This window comes from Pseudomonas sp. GW821-FHT01E10 (genome assembly GCF_059422365.1).
In genome coordinates this window covers 171142-188151 of record NZ_JBWKWT010000006.1, presented here as the reverse complement: position 1 = coordinate 188151, position 17010 = coordinate 171142, and the positions used below count along the sequence as shown (strand labels likewise).

The following is a 17010-nucleotide window of genomic DNA, read 5'->3' as shown; positions in this document are numbered from 1 at the left end:
CACTGCAAGCGCTCAACCACTGCCCGGCACATTCGGCCAAAGATCGGACACCAGAAACAGCCGCTCGGCCTCTTCCCAATCCCCTTTGGCATTCTCTGTCAGCCGCACCATCAATTGCGCCGGTGCCAGCGGGTCCAGATCGCTCAGCCACGTGTCCAGCTGTTCAGCGCTCCAGGTCTGGTCCTTGGGATAGTGCGCCGGCGCCAGCCAGGCATGGCGGGGCAGAGGTTGCCAGCGACCGAACGGACGCTGGACGACAAACTCCGCCCAGTCCTTCTGGTGCAGCCAGCTACCGCGTAAATGCTGAGGGTGTGCGCCACTCGGTGGTTCGGCCTGCCCCGGCCACGGATAGAGCAGATAACCGCCCAGCCATAGATGCGCGCTGAACTGCTGGATATCCAGCGACGCCAGCACCTCACGGCTTTCCGCCCGTGCGGAAATCGGCAGTTGATGCCGGCTCAGGTGTTCCAGTTTGCGGTCCAGCCGATCATGGCAACCCGGTCCAAGCCATTGCGCGGTGTCATGGCCGTCGCCGTTCTGCGGGCCGAGATAGAGCTTGATCGCCAGTTCCAGGTGATGCACACCATCGCGATCGCGCAGCAGCATGTCCAACTCGCCGAGGGTATGGCCTTCGCGACGGATCGGCATGTTGGCGGCGATCAGCTCGATCCCCGGCGCGTGCCGCACGGCGTACTGCCACAGCCGTTCGTAGTACAAACCCAGGCGCCGGGTCCTGGCCTGGGCCAGCCAGTGCAGCAAATCGTAACTGTCACGATCCAGATGCCTGAGCCAGTGTTCCAGGCGCTCCGGCGCCTGCACCCAATCGCTGCCGGCCAGGGGATGACGCTGCGGCCACGGGGTGGCGTCGAGCATCGGCGGCGCGAGGATGACCCAAGCCAGGTCGCGCACTTCAGGGTGGCGCAACTGGTGAGGTAACTGGAGCAAGTCTGGAAATAGGATCATCTTGCGAGCATAGCCCGAAACTAGAGCACACCGTTGTGGCTGAAAGGGTTTTGTCTACGCCGCGCTTTCGCCCATAATCGTGTTTTTCGCCGTCGCAGGCCGCCGCGTCCCAATAGGAGCCCCATGGAGCAATTTCGTAATATCGGCATCATCGGTCGCCTGGGCAGTTCTCAGGTGCTGGATACCGTCCGCCGACTGAAACGGTTTCTGCTCGATCGTCACCTGCACGTGATCCTCGAAGACACTATCGCCGAAGTCCTGCCGGGCCATGGCCTGCAAACTTCGTCGCGCAAGATGCTCGGTGAAGTCTGTGACATGGTGATTGTGGTCGGTGGTGACGGCAGCCTGCTGGGCGCTGCCCGGGCGCTGGCCCGGCACAACATCCCGGTGCTCGGTATCAACCGTGGCAGCCTGGGATTCCTCACCGATATTCGCCCCGATGAGCTGGAAGTCAAAGTCGCCGAAGTGCTCGACGGCCATTACCTGGTGGAAAACCGCTTCCTGTTGCAAGCCGAAGTCCGGCGCCACGCCGAGGCCATCGGCCAGGGCGATGCGCTGAACGATGTAGTGCTGCACCCCGGCAAGTCGACGCGAATGATCGAGTTCGAGCTGTACATCGACGGCCAGTTCGTCTGCAGCCAGAAGGCCGACGGCCTGATCGTTGCCACGCCGACCGGTTCGACCGCTTACGCGCTGTCTGCGGGCGGCCCGATCATGCATCCCAAGCTCGACGCTATTGTGATTGTGCCGATGTACCCCCATACCTTGTCGGGTAGGCCGATTGTGGTCGATGGCAACAGTGAGCTGAAAATCGTCGTGTCCAAAGATATGCAGATTTACCCGCAAGTCTCCTGTGATGGGCAGAACCACTTCACCTGCGCGCCCGGTGACACCATCACCATCAGCAAGAAAGCGCAGAAGCTGCGGCTGATTCACCCACTCGACCACAACTACTACGAAGTCTGCCGGACCAAGCTCGGCTGGGGCAGCAAGTTGGGTGGTGGAGGCGACTGATGCTCGATCCCGCGCGTAGCTACGACCTGATCGGTGACGTGCACGGTTGCGCTCTGACCCTTGAGCACTTGCTCGACCGGCTCGGTTACCACAAACAGGCAGGTGTCTGGCGGCATCCGTCGCGCATGGCGGTGTTCCTCGGCGACATCATCGACCGCGGCCCGCGGATTCGCGAGGCGCTGCACATCGTCCACGACATGGTCGAGGCCGGCCAGGCGCTGTGCATCATGGGCAACCATGAGTTCAACGCCCTCGGCTGGAGCACGCCGGCGCTGCCGGGCAGCGGCAAACAGTTCGTGCGCGAGCACACCCCGCGCCACGCCCGCCTGCTTCAGGAAACCCTGACCCAGTTCGAAGATCATCCCCAGGATTGGCACGACTTCCTGCAATGGTTCTACAAGCTGCCATTGTTCGTCGATGCCGAGCGTTTCCGCGTGGTGCATGCCTGTTGGGATGCCAGCCTGATCGAGCCGTTGCGCGGGTTGTTCCCCGACGGTTGCATCGACGAGCATTTCCTCCAGGCCTCCGCAGTGCCCGGCAGTTTCGCCTGCACCGTGTTCGATCGCCTGCTGCGCGGCACCGACATGCGCTTGCCCCACGGTTTGACCATGACCAGCGGCGACGGCCTGACGCGCTCGTTTTTCCGCACTAAATTCTGGGAAGACGACCCGCAAACCTACGGAGACATCGTGTTCCAGCCCGACGCCTTGCCCGAGCCGGTGGCCCGCACGCCGCTGTCGTCCAGTGAAAAAGACAACTTGCTGCGCTACGGCATCGATGAGCCGATGCTGTTCGTCGGCCACTACTGGCGCAGCGGCAAACCGGCGCCGATCCGCCCGAACCTGGCGTGCCTGGATTACAGCGCGGTGCTCTACGGCAAACTGGTCGCTTATCGTCTGGATCAGGAAACCCGTCTCGACTCGCATAAATTTGTCTGGGTCGATGTCGAGCGGCCGGAGGTGTTGCAATGACGGCGGTGGCGGTATTGCGTCTACCACTGGCGGTAGATTTGAGCGGGTTCGTCAAACTGCTGCAGCGCATGCAAGTGCCCCATCGGGTCAGCGAAGAGGCGGGCGAGCAGGTACTGTGGGTACCGGCCAGCATCAGCGAAGACGTGCGCTCGTTGTACGAACGCTTTCCGGCCGGCGACCCCGATCAGCAACTGGATATCCCGGTGGCGCCGACCCTGCAACGTCCGGGTTTTGTCGAGCAATTGCGCCACAGCAAGGCCACGGCGTTCGTGCTGTTGCTGAGCCTGATCGTCGGCGTGGTGACGCTGCTGGGCGAAAACCTCGAGACGATGCGCTGGCTGACCTTCCTCGATTTCCGCGTGGTCGGCGACTACATCCATTTCACGCCACTGGCCGACAGCCTGGCGGCAGGGCAGTGGTGGCGTCTGGTGACGCCGATGCTGATCCACTTCGGCATCCTGCACCTGGCCATGAACGGCATGTGGTATTGGGAGCTGGGGCGGCGCATCGAGTCGCGTCAGGGCAGCATCAACCTGATCGGCCTGACGTTGCTGTTCAGCCTGGTATCCAACTATGCCCAGTTTTTTTTCAGCGGCCCGACCCTGTTTGGCGGGTTGTCCGGGGTGCTGTACGGCCTGCTCGGGCATTGCTGGATCTTCCAGTTGTTGTCGCCGAACCCTGCTTATCGCCTGCCTCGTGGGGTGTTGGTGATGATGCTGGTGTGGCTGTTGTTGTGCCTGTCGGGGCTGGTCTCGATGATCGGTTTCGGCGAAATTGCCAACGCGGCCCACGTCGGCGGGTTACTCATCGGATGCTTCACCGGTTTGTTGGGCGGTTTGTACAACCGCCGTAAACTGGCCGTCTAATCAGTTATGAATGAAGAGCGCGGAGCCCTTGATGTCCTCTTTTAACGAAATGATCAAAAACATTACCCCGGATATCTACCAGAGCCTGAAACTGGCGGTGGAAATCGGCAAATGGTCCGACGGTGGCAAACTCACCGCCGAGCAGCGCGAACTGTCCCTGCAAGCGATGATCGCCTGGGAAATCCAGAACCTGCCCGAGGAACAGCGCACCGGCTACATGGGCCCGCAGGAGTGCGCGTCGAAGTCGATCGAAGTGCCGAATATTCTGTTCAAGTCGGATGCCATCCATTGATCGAGATTGGCCGCGGTGCAATCAGCAAAATGTCGGCGCGCCTTGACGGGCCGAACGTGCAGTACGCTTTTCGTCTGGGCGACGCCGAGGTACCGGTCAATCCGTTGATCGGCACCACGGTGCGCCTGGAGTACCTGGGGGCGATCCACTGCACCCATTGCGGACGCAAGACCAAAACCAGTTTCAGCCAGGGTTACTGCTACCCGTGCATGACCAAACTGGCGCAGTGCGACATCTGCATCATGAGCCCGGAGCGTTGCCACTACGATGCCGGTACTTGCCGGGAGCCTGAGTGGGGCGAGAAGTTCTGCATGACCGACCATGTGGTTTACCTGGCCAATTCGTCGGGGATCAAGGTCGGCATTACCCGCGCCACCCAACTGCCGACCCGTTGGCTCGATCAGGGTGCCAGCCAGGCCTTGCCGATCGTGCGCGTCTCGACCCGCCAGCAGTCGGGCTTCGTCGAAGACCTGTTCCGCAGTCAAGTCGCTGACAAGACCAACTGGCGTGCTTTGCTCAAGGGCGATGCGGTGTCGGTGGACCTGGCGCAGGTTCGCGATCAGCTGTTTGAAAGCTGTGCCGAAGGTTTGCACAGTTTGCAGGAACGATTCGGCCTACAAGCAATCCAGACAATTACCGACGTCGAACCGCTCGAAATCCGCTATCCGGTCGAGCAGTACCCGGCCAAAATCGTCAGCTTCAACCTGGACAAGAACCCGATTGCCGAAGGCACGCTGTTGGGGATCAAGGGTCAATACCTGATTTTCGACACCGGCGTGATCAATATTCGTAAATACACGGCCTACCAGCTCGCCGTGCATCAGTAAGGACTCAAGCATGCGCACCGAACAACCGAAGATGATTTACCTGAAGGACTATCAGGCGCCCGAGTACCTGATCGACGAGACGCACCTGACCTTCGAGTTGTTCGAGGACCACAGCCTGGTCCATGCGCAACTGGTGATGCGCCGCAACCCTGAGCGTGGCCCGGGCCTGCCGCCATTGGTGCTCGACGGCCAGCAACTCGAGCTGCTGTCGGTGACCCTGGCCGACCAGGAGCTGAGCGCCACCGACTACCAACTGACCGAGAACCATCTGACCCTGCACCCGACCGCAACAAGCTTCACGGTCGACACCAGCGTCCGGATCCACCCGGAAACCAACACCGCCCTGGAAGGCCTGTACAAATCCGGCACGATGTTCTGCACCCAGTGCGAGGCCGAAGGTTTCCGCAAGATCACCTATTACCTCGACCGCCCGGACGTGATGAGCACGTTCACCACCACGGTGGTCGCCGAGCAGCACAGCTATCCGGTGCTGCTGTCCAACGGCAACCCGATTGCCTCCGGTCCCGGCGAAGACGGCCGCCACTGGGCGACCTGGGAAGACCCATTCAAGAAGCCTGCCTACCTGTTCGCGTTGGTGGCCGGTGACTTGTGGTGTGTCGAAGACACCTTCACCACCATGACCGAGCGCTCCGTGGCGCTGCGCATTTATGTCGAGCCAGAAAACATCGACAAGTGCCAGCACGCCATGAACAGCCTGAAGAAGTCCATGCGTTGGGACGAAGAAGTCTACGGTCGCGAGTACGACCTGGACATCTTCATGATCGTCGCGGTCAACGACTTCAACATGGGCGCCATGGAGAACAAGGGCCTCAACATCTTCAACTCCAGCGCCGTGCTGGCCCGTGCCGAAACCGCTACCGACGCCGCGCACCAGCGGGTCGAAGCGATCGTCGCCCACGAATACTTCCACAACTGGTCGGGCAACCGCGTGACCTGCCGCGACTGGTTCCAGCTGTCGCTCAAGGAAGGCTTCACAGTGTTCCGCGATTCGGAGTTCTCGGCCGACATGAACTCGGCCACGGTCAAGCGTATCCAGGACGTGGCGTACCTGCGCACCCACCAGTTCGCCGAAGACGCCGGCCCCATGGCTCACGCCGTACGCCCGGACAGCTTCATCGAGATTTCCAACTTCTACACCCTGACCGTGTACGAAAAGGGTTCGGAAGTGGTCGGCATGATCCACACCTTGCTCGGGGCCGATGGCTTCCGCAAAGGCAGCGACCTGTACTTCGAACGCCATGACGGCCAGGCCGTGACCTGCGACGACTTCATCAAGGCCATGGAAGATGCCAATGGCGTCGACCTGACCCAGTTCAAGCGCTGGTACAGCCAGGCCGGCACACCGCGTCTGGCGGTGAGCGAGTCCTACGACGCCACGGCGAAAACCTACAGCCTGACCTTCCGCCAGAGCTGCCCGGAAACCCCGGACAAGGTTGAGAAGCTGCCGTTCGTGATTCCGGTGGAGCTGGGTCTGCTTGATTCGAAAGGCGCGGCAATTGCATTGCGTCTGTCCGGTGAAGCCAGTGCTCAAGGCACTTCGCGGGTGATCTCGGTGACTGAAGCCGAGCAGACCTTCACCTTCGTCGACATTGCTGAAAAACCACTGCCGTCGTTGCTGCGCGGCTTCTCGGCGCCGGTGAAACTGAGCTTCCCGTACGACCGCGATCAACTGATGTTCCTGATGCAGCATGACAGCGACGGTTTCAACCGTTGGGATGCCGGCCAGCAGTTGTCGGTGCAGGTGCTGCAAGAGTTGATCGCCCAGCAGCAGAAGGGTGAAGCGCTGGTGCTGGATCAGCGTCTGGTTGCAGCCCTGCGTACCGTGCTGTCCGACGAGACGCTGGATCAGGCGATGGTCGCTGAAATGCTCTCGCTGCCAAGCGAGGCATACCTGACCGAAATCAGCGAAGTGGCTGATGTGGAAGCGATCCACACCGCTCGCGAATTTGCGCGCAAGCAACTGGCGGACACGCTGTTCGAAGCGCTGTGGCTGCGTTATCAGGCCAATCGCGATCTGTCGAAGAAGACTCCGTATGTGGCCGAGGCCGAGCACTTCGCCCGCCGCGCACTGCAGAACATTGCGTTGTCCTACCTGATGCTCAGCGACAAGCCAGAAGTATTGGCGGCAACCCTTGAGCAGTTCGACAGCTGCGACAACATGACCGAGCGCCTGACCGCGTTGGCCGTGTTGGTGAATTCGCCGTTCGAAACGCAGAAAGCCAAGGCACTGGCGAGCTTCGCCGAGCACTTCAAGGACAATCCGCTGGTCATGGATCAGTGGTTCAGCGTTCAGGCCGGCAGTGTATTGCAAGGCGGTCTGGCGCGGGTCAAAGCCTTGATGCAACACCCGGCGTTCAACATCAAGAATCCGAACAAGGTGCGGGCACTGGTCGGCGCGTTTGCCGGGCAGAACCTGATCAACTTCCACGCGGCGGATGGTTCCGGGTATCGGTTCCTGGCGGATCTGGTGATTGAGCTCAACGGCTTCAATCCGCAGATTGCTTCTCGCCAACTGGCGCCGCTGACCCGCTGGCGTAAGTACGACAGCGCCCGTCAGGCGTTGATGAAAGGCGAACTGGAGCGGATTCTCGCTTCGGGGCAGCTGTCCAGCGACGTGTACGAAGTGGTCAGCAAAAGCCTGGCCTGATCTGGTTGCCTGCTCTCTCAAGTGTTCACTCGGACCTTGTGGGGGCGGGCTTGCTCGCGATGGCGGCCTGATAGCCGACCGGGATTTTTGATGGAGTACATATCCATTTCTGCGGTAACGGCTACTTAGGGTTTCGCCCTTACGGCGAGGCACTTTTGGCAAACGCCCCAAAAGTACCCAAAAGGTCTCGCCCCAAGCGTCCGGCCCCTCGCTGAGGCTCGGCGTTCCTTCGCTCCGGTATCCATCTGGGGGCATCGCCCTACGGTCTGCTTCGCTACGACCTACATGCGATGGGTTCGACTGCGTCGAACGGCGCTGCGCGCCAATCCCCAGATGAACACCTGCGCTCAGCCTCCCGAAGGGGCGGGTAGATCAAGATCAAGATCAAAAGCCAAAGCAAAGCAAAGCAAATGCAAGATCAAAAGATCGCAGCCTCGCTTCGCTCGACAGCTCCTACAGGGAAATGCGTCCGCTTGAGATCAGGCCGGCCGGGAGGCCGCCTTGCTTTTGATTTTGACGCACCGCCCCCTCGAGAGGCCGAGTGGAGGTTCTGCGTAGTGGGCAACCCGGCATGGATGCCGGGTTAGCCGCCCCCGGCCATGGATGGCCGATGGCGGCGGGCCCACGGAGCAGGACCGGAGCGAGGGCATGCCGAGCCTGGGCGAGGCACCGAACGAAAGGGGCAAAAGCGCTTTGGTTACTTTGGCGCTTTTCCAAAGTGACCCGCTGTAAGAGCGGAACCAATAGCCGCCGTTACCGCAGAAACGGATATGTACCCCAGACCCCAGACCCCAGACCCCAGACTCCAATCACCGCTCCGAATGCCTCCCCATTCACCCACACCCCATATCCCCCCGGTTAACAAAACATAACGTGGCGTCGATTGTCAGACCTTTCCAAACCCCGATAGGATAAGCCCAGCTTCCGAAGGGGCTCTGGATTGCGGGTTTCAGGACTATGCTCTGGAATAGGGCAGTCCCGGTGAGCACCCCCTTACGGCGCCCTGAAAGGTTGAATGACCTAACAATAATAATGGGGGAAGGTCTATGAGTGAGCCTGTCATGGGTGTGAGTATTTGCCGCCCGCCGGCGTTACGCAGGTTCGCGTTGCTGGCTACAGCGCTCTCGCTGTTGGGTTGTGCCGTGTTGTCGGCCCCTGTGCTGGCCGCTGCCGCGCCGACCGCCGACGTGGTCTATTCCATTGAATCCGCCAAGGCCAGCAAAGGCCTGATGCTCGATGTCGTGCATGCCGGCAAACGCCTGGTGGCGGTCGGCGATCGCGGGCACATTCTTTATTCCGATGACCAGGGCGCGACCTGGACCCAAGCCAAGGTGCCGACCCGGCAACTGCTGACAGCGGTATTTTTTGTCGATGATAAGCACGGTTGGGGCGTCGGCCATGACGCGCAGATCCTCGCCAGTGAAGACGGCGGTGTCACCTGGACCAAGCAATTCGAAGACCTGCGCCGCGAATCGCCGCTGCTCGACGTCTGGTTCAAGGACGTCAACAGCGGCTATGCCGTGGGCGCCTACGGTGCCTTGCTGGAAACCACCGACGGTGGCAAGAACTGGGAAGACGTCAGCGATCGCCTGGCCAACGAAGACCAGTACCACCTCAACGCCATAGCTGCAGTCAAGGATTCCGGCATTTTCATCGTCGGCGAGCAGGGCAGCATGTTCCGTTCCGCCGATGAAGGGCAGACCTGGGAAAAGCTTGAAGGCCCCTACGAGGGCTCGCTGTTCGGCGTCATCGGCACCGCGCAACCGGCCACGCTGCTGGTCTACGGCTTGAGGGGCAATCTCTACCGCTCCACGGATTTCGGCACCACGTGGGAGCAGGTCGAACTCAAGGCTGCACGGGGTGCGCTGGAATTCGGCCTGTCCGGCGCCACATTGCTCGACGACGGTTCCATCGTGATCGTCGGCAATGGTGGCAGTGTCATTCGCAGCAGCGACGACGGCGAAACCTTCAGCGTGTTCAACCGTCCCGATCGCATTTCCGTCTCGTCGGTCACGGCGGCGGGTAACGGTAATCTGATACTGGCAGGCCAGGGCGGCGTGCGCGTCACCTCGCCAACGGGCGCAGAGAATGGCACAAACGGGTCGTCCAAATGAGCCGGGCAAATAATAAGAAGGCGGGTCTATGACATCCTTAAGCACTCCTCATCAGGACAAGGCGACGTTTCTTGAGCGCCTGATCTTCAACAACCGCCCGGCGGTGATCGTCATCTGCCTGCTGGTCAGTATTTTCCTGTTCTGGCAGGCGACGCTGATCCGGCCGTCCACCAGTTTCGAAAAAATGATCCCGCTCGAGCATCCGTTCATTGAAAAGATGATGGAGCACCGCAACGATCTGGCGAACCTGGGCAACACCGTACGGATTTCCGTTGAAGCCACCGATGGCGATATCTTCTCCAAGGAGTACATGGAGACCCTGCGCCAGATCAACGACGAGGTGTTCTACATCTCCGGTGTCGACCGTTCCGGCCTCAAGTCGCTGTGGAGCCCGAGCGTGCGCTGGACCGAGGTGACGGAGGAGGGCTTCGCCGGTGGTGAAGTGATTCCCCAGAGCTATAACGGCTCCCAGCAGAGCCTCGACCTGCTGCGCAACAACGTGCTCAAGTCCGGGCAAGTCGGGCGGCTGGTGGCCAACGACTTCAAGTCGAGCATCGTCGACATCCCGCTGCTGGAGTCCTACCCGGACCCGCAAGACCAGGGCAAGTTGCTGGCACTGGACTACCGCAAGTTCTCGCATGAACTTGAAGACAAGATCCGCAACAAGTTCGAAACCCAGAACCCTAACGTGAAGATCCACATTGTCGGGTTCGCCAAGAAAGTCGGCGACCTGATCGATGGGCTGGTCATGGTGGTGATGTTCTTCGGCGTCGCCTTCGTCATCACCCTGATCCTGCTGTACTGGTTCACCAACTGCATGCGCAGCACCGTGGCAGTACTGAGTACGACGCTGGTGGCGGTGGTCTGGCAGCTCGGCTTGATGCACTTTTTCGGCTTTGGGCTGGATCCGTACTCGATGCTGGTGCCGTTCCTGATCTTCGCCATCGGGATTTCCCACGGCGTGCAGAAAATCAACGGTATTGCCTTGCAGTCCAGCGAGGCGGACAACGCGCTGACTGCGGCACGGCGCACATTCCGTCAGTTGTTCCTGCCGGGGATGATCGCGATCCTCGCGGATGCGGTGGGCTTTATCACGCTGCTGATCATCGACATCGGCGTGATTCGCGAACTGGCCATCGGCGCGTCCATCGGCGTGGCGGTGATCGTGTTCACCAACCTGATCCTGCTGCCGGTAGCGATTTCCTACGTGGGTATCAGCAAACGCGCCGTCGACCGCAGCAAGAAAGACGCGCACCGCGAGCATCCCTTCTGGCGCCTGCTGGCGAACTTTGCCAGCCCGAAAGTCGCACCGGTCTCCATTCTCCTGGCGCTGATCGCCTTTGGCGGTGGCCTTTGGTACAGCCAGAACCTGAAAATCGGCGACCTCGACCAGGGTGCGCCGGAACTGCGTCCGGACTCGCGTTACAACAAGGACAACAGCTTCATCATCAACAACTATTCCACCAGTTCCGACGTGCTGGTGGTAATGGTCAAGACCAAGCCTGAAGGGTGCTCGCGCTATGAAGCCATGGCACCGATCGACGAGCTGATGTGGAAGATGCAGAACACCGAGGGCGTGCAGTCGGCGATCTCGCTGGTGACCGTGTCCAAGCAAATGATCAAGGGCATGAACGAGGGCAACCTGAAATGGGAAACCCTGTCGCGCAATCCGGACGTGTTGAACAACTCCATCGCCCGTGCCGATGGTCTGTACAACAACAATTGCTCTTTGGCGCCGGTGCTGGTGTTCCTCAACGATCACAAGGCCGAAACCCTGGATCGCGCGGTTCATGCGGTGCAGGACTTCGCCAAGGACAACAACAAGGAAGGCCTGGAATTCCTCCTCGCCGCCGGTAATGCCGGGATCGAGGCCGCCACCAACGAAGTGATCAAGCGTTCCGAACTGACGATTCTGGTGCTGGTGTATATCTGCGTCGCGACCATGTGCATGATCACCTTCCGTTCCTGGGCGGCGACCTTGTGCATCGTGCTGCCGCTGGTGCTGACCTCGGTGCTCGGCAACGCACTGATGGCGTTCATGGGCATCGGTGTGAAAGTGGCGACCTTGCCAGTGGTGGCACTCGGGGTGGGGATCGGCGTGGATTACGGGATCTACATCTACAGTCGCCTGGAAAGCTTCCTGCGTGCCGGTCTGTCGCTGCAAGAGGCGTACTACCAGACGCTGAAGTCCACCGGTAAAGCTGTGTTGTTCACCGGTCTGTGCCTGGCAATCGGCGTGTGCACCTGGATCTTCTCGGCGATCAAGTTCCAGGCCGACATGGGCCTGATGCTGACCTTCATGCTGCTCTGGAACATGTTTGGCGCGTTGTGGCTGCTGCCGGCGCTGGCGCGGTTCCTGATCAAGCCAGAGAAACTGGCGGGGCAGAAGGGCAACTCGCTGTTTGCTCACTAGGCGTCAGCCTGACCCAAAAAGCCGCAACTCAGGTTGCGGCTTTTTTTATGGGGGACCGAATCACTCAGCGTGGTTGTAGCGTCAGGAATGCACTGTTGGCCAGTTCCTTGCTGATGATCCCGCGGTGGATATCGATTTTCTGTTTCGGATCTGTAGCCTTGGCCATCGCCGATTCGTAGGTTTCGAAGCGTTGTTCCCTGGTTTTCAGATGGGCCTGGGTATATTGCGTCTTGGCATCATCGAAGCGCTCATAGTGGAAATGCGCGTACCCCCAGGGTTGATCGTCTTTGTTCAACAGGACGTACTCCTGCATGAAGTCTTTACGTCCGGTTTTCAGTTGTACGCGATTACCGATCATGCGTGGGTAAACCTCCTTGCACCGTAACAGAAACTCCACACCCTCACTGCTGGGGGGCTGGGCCAGTGTCATGCGGATGCGCAGTTCCGATGCCTTACTGTCGAGGGCTCGCGCGTGATCGCGTAAATCGCGGATTAACGAGGCATCTTGTTCCCGGTTTGGCGAGGGTGCCTCATGGTGTTCCAGGCCCTCGGCATACCCGGTCAGCTTTTGTGCTTCGCGTTGCAATTGTTCTTCAATTTCCTTGGGTGAGCTTGCGCGTTGCGCGTAACCCTCGATTTTCCTTACCTGCTTGTCGACATTGGCGATGGCCTTGCGGGCATCCCCTTTGAGCTGTGCGTAGGAGTGCGCGGAGGCCTTGGGTGCGGGCTGCCTGACCTCGATCATTTCTACCCAGACATTCGGTTCATGTTCATGGAACGAAGCCAGTGGTGCATCTTCGAGGGGACCGTTGATATCAACAATGTCTCCGCCCTGGTTAGCCACGCGGGGGCGAATATCACCGATCAGAGTGCCCTTGGCGGTTTTGATGACCCGCTTGCGACTGGCCCATGAAGAGGGGCGCTGGATCGGGGGCTTGCTGGCTCCGGGTGAAGACGGACCGGGCTCGGAGACCGAAGGTTGCGGGAGATTTTGAAGGTCGTCGGCCAGACGTCGCTCGGCATCGAGGCGCAGTTCACCGATGATCTCTCGCAGGCGATTGAAGGCCGCCGGCTGTAATTCTTCGGCATTGAAGATGCCGATACTTTCAAGCCCGTCCAGTGCTTTGCGGTAGTGATCGACCAGGTTGTCCAGAACGGCGATCCGATCGCTATTGTTATAAGTGCGAGAAGTTTGCAGTTCGGAATGGGAGCGAGACAGCAACATCAGGGGATCGAGCGCGCGTTCGAGTGGGGCCATGGTGGCGCTACCCAGTTCCTTCAGGCTGAGAATCCGCAAGATGCTCAGTTGGTAGGACTTGACTCGCAAGGCGGTCAATTCATTCTCGGAGCGATTGTCGGTCAACCGTTTCCAGTCCTCCAAGCCCAAGCGAGACAGGTGTTTAAGCTCCGCAAGTCGGCTCTCTGTTTCTTCGTAGAACCTGATCATGGTTTCGTTGACTTCGGAGGTCCTGCGCATGAATTCGAAGTATCGATCCAGTACGACGTTGCCCTTGTCCTTGATTGCTTCGCGCAAGTGTTCGATACCGCGGGTCAAGTCCGCGTAAGTTCGATTGGTGGCTTCCCGTTCCCGGTCAGCGATGACAACACGTTTGCGCGCGTTGTTGATGAGATTCTCCAGCAGGCTGCGCTGCAGGTTTGGATCGGGATCAGATTTGCTCAGAGCGCTTTTTTCGCGGATTTCGGCAAGCGCCGTGACATAGGTTTCGCTCTGTTTGTCCAGCTCGTCCGCGAACCGTTGGCGAAAAGTCGCGCGATCCTGCTCGCTGCTGGCGGGGTCGTTTGTTTTCAGCTCCATCAGCTTTTCCGCGATATCAACGCGTTTTTGCACCTGCGTCTGTTGCTGCAAAAATTCCTGGTGGTTCAGTTCAAGCAGGCTGATGCGTTGCTGTTTGCTCTCGCGCAGGGCATCCCGCCTGGCGTTACGTCCTCCGCCGAGCAGTTTCAGCCCTTGATCCAGCGTCCACCGGCCGTATCCATCGGTTTTGAGCTTGATTCCCGGATGGTCGGGATGCTCGGGATGCACCAGGTAGACCTCACCGAAACCGGGCACGACACTCACGCGAAACAGCAGGCCGGCGACCGTGACGTGCCATTTGTTGTCGATCCGGTACAGCCCCTTGAACGGACCGGTTGCAACAGGCTCTGGCAGAGACGCGGGCCATGCAACCTTGACCGCCTGCAGCTTGTTGAACAGCCGCGCCGAGGTCGAGTCCCGAGCGGTCGACAGGTTGAAATCCAGCAACGTATTACCACTGCCCGGCGGTTCGGAGGGCAGTCCGGGTGTTTCTTGAGTGATGGTTGTCTCGGGATGCAGCAAGTCCAGTGGCAACAGACGGCGCAGCGGATCGAGGGTCACCGGAGCGTCTTCGCCCATGCGCTCTGGCGCGAGTGCAGGCCGTTCACCTTGAGTTCGTGCGACATGCAAAAGGAGCAGGCCGATGTTCAAGAGCACATCGACCCAGGCCAGATTCCGGGTAGTTGGGTCATCACTGTCCAGTGCGGGCAGGTCGTTGATCAGGCTATGGGTGATTTGCAGCATCCAGCCCACCAGCATTGCCGGGCCGCGCAACAGTGGCAGTACCAGGTTGTTAAAGACCAGCCAGCCACCCTCAAGGATGATCGCCCAACGGCTTTCGGCATTGGACACCGATTGCCCGTCAGCCAGATCGGCCAGCGCCCGGGCGTTGCTGGCGAACAGGCTGGCCGGCAATCGACCTTCCTCCACTGCACTGAGCCACTGGGCCGCAGCTTCGTCGCCTGCCAGAATCGCCGGTTTCGGCTTGTCTGGCGGCGAGAACTCGTCGCCGATGTGAAAGTGGTTGATATGCGGTTCGTTGAAACCGTTGTTGTCGTAAACCGGACGTGCGCGGTCCGGGAGCCAGGTCAGCACGCTGGTTTGCAGCGCGCCCTGTTGCGCGACCGCTTTGAGCAAGTCGCTGCGTGCGGCGTATTGCTGCAGTGACGGGGTGTACAACGGGCGATAGAGGATATGCGGACGACTGGCCTGCAAGTCTTTGGGCTCGATGATGAACATGTTGGCGGCCACATCACAGTCGGCGCCGTCCTTGCGTTGGAACGCCAGGGGCCGGATGACCACGGCCTGTTCGTTGACGACCCGTTCGGCGGCGGTGCGATTCATCAACGCATCGACATAGCGATACCCCAGATGGGTGAACCCGTGCTCACCCTTGATCGAATGTTCGAGGGCCAGCAGGGGGAGATGAACCGACAGTTCCAGCGCGAACAATCGTTCCCGCTCCCGTGCGTCGTCGGTCTCGCCGAGCAGCAAGGTTTCGATCAGTTCGGGATAGTGCTGGCCGACATTGACCCGGCTCACCAGGTCCAGCAGATAGGCGTCGGTAGTCCACTGCTGAATCAGTTGATCTCCGGTGTGACGGACAGTCATGCGGCCCTTGGGTTTTGCGGCGAGATTGTTGATCGCCAGCTCGGTCAGGGTCATTTTGACGGTTTCGATGTAGCCGCTGCCGAGGTCACCGACGGGTACATGAAAAGTCAGTTCCAGCTCGTCGGAGTTATAACCGGGCGCCAGCGGATAATCTTCCTGCATCTGCTTGTGCAAGGCTTTTCGGGCAAACGTACGAAGGTCGTCGATGCCATCGTTGAAGGTGCGCCCCTGGGTCTGTTGCTTGACGCTGGCCATGGCCAGGACGTGCTTGCGATAGGCCATGCGGTCAGTGGGTGTCGCCGCTTGCAACCACCTGGGAATCGACGCCTGTATCGGTTGAAAAGCGGCCTCGTCCGGTTGGCTGTCGATGAACAGCGTGGCGACTTCGGTGATCGCGTCAACGTGTTTCACCAACTCGCCCAGGCCCAGGTTGGCAGGCAGTTTGAGCTCAGCCAGATCTTCCAGCTGCCGGTTCAGGAGCAGGGCAGCCTGAATGTCAAAGATGTTGCCGTCCGGCTCAAACCGCTTCCAGGTGATGACATCGGCTTTGTATGCCCGCTGAAACCGTGCGCCCCAAGCCAGGCCGAAAGCTTCCAGGGAAGCGAAGGGCTCGATTTTGCCGGTCACGCTGCACAACAAATGGGTTTCACCACAAGTCACCAGGAGCTCGGAGGCCTGCAGCGTAATGGAGACGTCACCGTTGGTCAGGGTGGTTTGTAGGGTGCAGGCTTGTATGGGGCCTTTTGACCAGGATTGCTGGAGACGCTGCAGGTTGTCCGGGTGGCTGGCCAGCTCCGCGAGAATCCCGGCCTGCACCGGGTTGCTTTTCGACAGGCGGGTCGCGGATGTCTGCAGGACGCCGGCCAGCAAGTTTCCCAGCCATTGCCAGCGGCTGACGCCGGCCTCGTCCTTCTGGTTCCAGTAAAGGGTCAGCGATTCCTGGAGCCCGATGTGCAGCAAGTCGGGCAGCTCAAGGATGACCCCCGCAATCACCTGGAGATCAGGCAGGCGTGATGTGGTTTTGCCGACAGTCAGTTGCGCGGGCGCACGGTTGGTCAGAAAGCAGGCACGACCGAACCGCTCGCTGAAATCGACAGGTGTGCCGCTGGCCAGATAATCCAGTACCAGGTCCAGCAGCAACGTGAGGCGCCAAGCCCCGTTGGGAATCGGCTGCGCGATTTTGGTTCGCTCAGGGTCGAAGTCCAGTTGCGGGTACTTTTCCAGTACACCGTCCTTGAGCAGGCGAGCGGTTTCCGAGCGCAGGGTGGGGCGGGAGCTGAAGCGGGCGCTGACGGCGTGCGCGATGATATCGGTCATGTCCGCCGTGGCAGGGGGGGATGCAGGTATCGGCATGATGCAATCCTTTGCATGGGTTGAGTCACGCAAAGTAAGGCGAGGCCGGAATGGATGTGCGGTAACGGGATACCGCAGATCCGACAATTCGATGATCTAAGT

At 60.1% G+C, this 17010-nt stretch carries 10 protein-coding genes; 8 read left to right on the top strand and 2 right to left on the bottom strand.

The window, feature by feature from the left end; genetic code table 11:
- Positions 1–12: 12 nt before the first annotated feature.
- Positions 13–963 carry a DUF1853 family protein gene (locus AC07V0_RS14105; protein WP_495019659.1) on the bottom strand — a complete coding sequence of 317 codons (951 nt, stop codon included), beginning with the start codon at positions 961–963 and terminating at the stop codon, positions 13–15.
- Between the two features lie 123 nt (positions 964–1086).
- On the opposite strand from AC07V0_RS14105, the gene AC07V0_RS14100 reads away from it, so the two are divergent.
- From AC07V0_RS14100 to AC07V0_RS14065, 8 genes are all read left to right on the top strand, one after another.
- Positions 1087–1977: an NAD(+) kinase gene (locus AC07V0_RS14100; RefSeq protein WP_007906781.1), complete on the top strand. Its 891-nt coding sequence runs from the start codon at positions 1087–1089 to the stop codon at positions 1975–1977.
- Positions 1974–2948, top strand: a complete 975-nt coding sequence (locus tag AC07V0_RS14095) for a metallophosphoesterase (RefSeq protein WP_495019687.1) — start codon at positions 1974–1976, stop codon at positions 2946–2948. Before AC07V0_RS14100 ends, AC07V0_RS14095 begins: the two co-directional genes overlap by 4 nt.
- Entirely contained in the window at positions 2945–3814 is an 870-nt protein-coding gene (locus AC07V0_RS14090) for a rhomboid family intramembrane serine protease (protein WP_018929612.1), read from the top strand. Before AC07V0_RS14095 ends, AC07V0_RS14090 begins: the two co-directional genes overlap by 4 nt.
- 31 nt (positions 3815–3845) lie before the next feature.
- Entirely contained in the window at positions 3846–4106 is a 261-nt protein-coding gene (locus tag AC07V0_RS14085; RefSeq protein ID WP_007937782.1) for a YeaC family protein, read from the top strand.
- Positions 4103–4933 carry a DUF2797 domain-containing protein gene (locus tag AC07V0_RS14080; RefSeq protein WP_018929611.1) on the top strand — a complete coding sequence of 277 codons (831 nt, stop codon included), beginning with the start codon at positions 4103–4105 and terminating at the stop codon, positions 4931–4933. Before AC07V0_RS14085 ends, AC07V0_RS14080 begins: the two co-directional genes overlap by 4 nt.
- A 10-nt stretch (positions 4934–4943) precedes the next feature.
- Positions 4944–7601 carry an aminopeptidase N gene (gene pepN / locus AC07V0_RS14075; protein WP_495019658.1) on the top strand — a complete coding sequence of 886 codons (2658 nt, stop codon included), beginning with the start codon at positions 4944–4946 and terminating at the stop codon, positions 7599–7601.
- A 1046-nt stretch (positions 7602–8647) separates the two neighbouring features.
- Positions 8648–9715, top strand: a complete 1068-nt coding sequence (locus tag AC07V0_RS14070; RefSeq protein ID WP_495019657.1) for a WD40/YVTN/BNR-like repeat-containing protein — start codon at positions 8648–8650, stop codon at positions 9713–9715.
- Between the two features lie 28 nt (positions 9716–9743).
- A complete protein-coding gene (locus tag AC07V0_RS14065; protein WP_018929607.1) occupies positions 9744–12128 on the top strand; it encodes an efflux RND transporter permease subunit in 2385 nt (794 codons plus the stop codon).
- A 64-nt stretch (positions 12129–12192) separates the two neighbouring features.
- Here AC07V0_RS14065 and AC07V0_RS14060 read toward each other — a convergent pair whose 3' ends face one another.
- The gene (locus AC07V0_RS14060) at positions 12193–16908 is read right to left on the bottom strand and encodes a dermonecrotic toxin domain-containing protein (protein ID WP_495019656.1); all 4716 of its coding nucleotides are present in this window, start codon (positions 16906–16908) and stop codon (positions 12193–12195) included.
- Positions 16909–17010 lie beyond the last annotated feature (102 nt).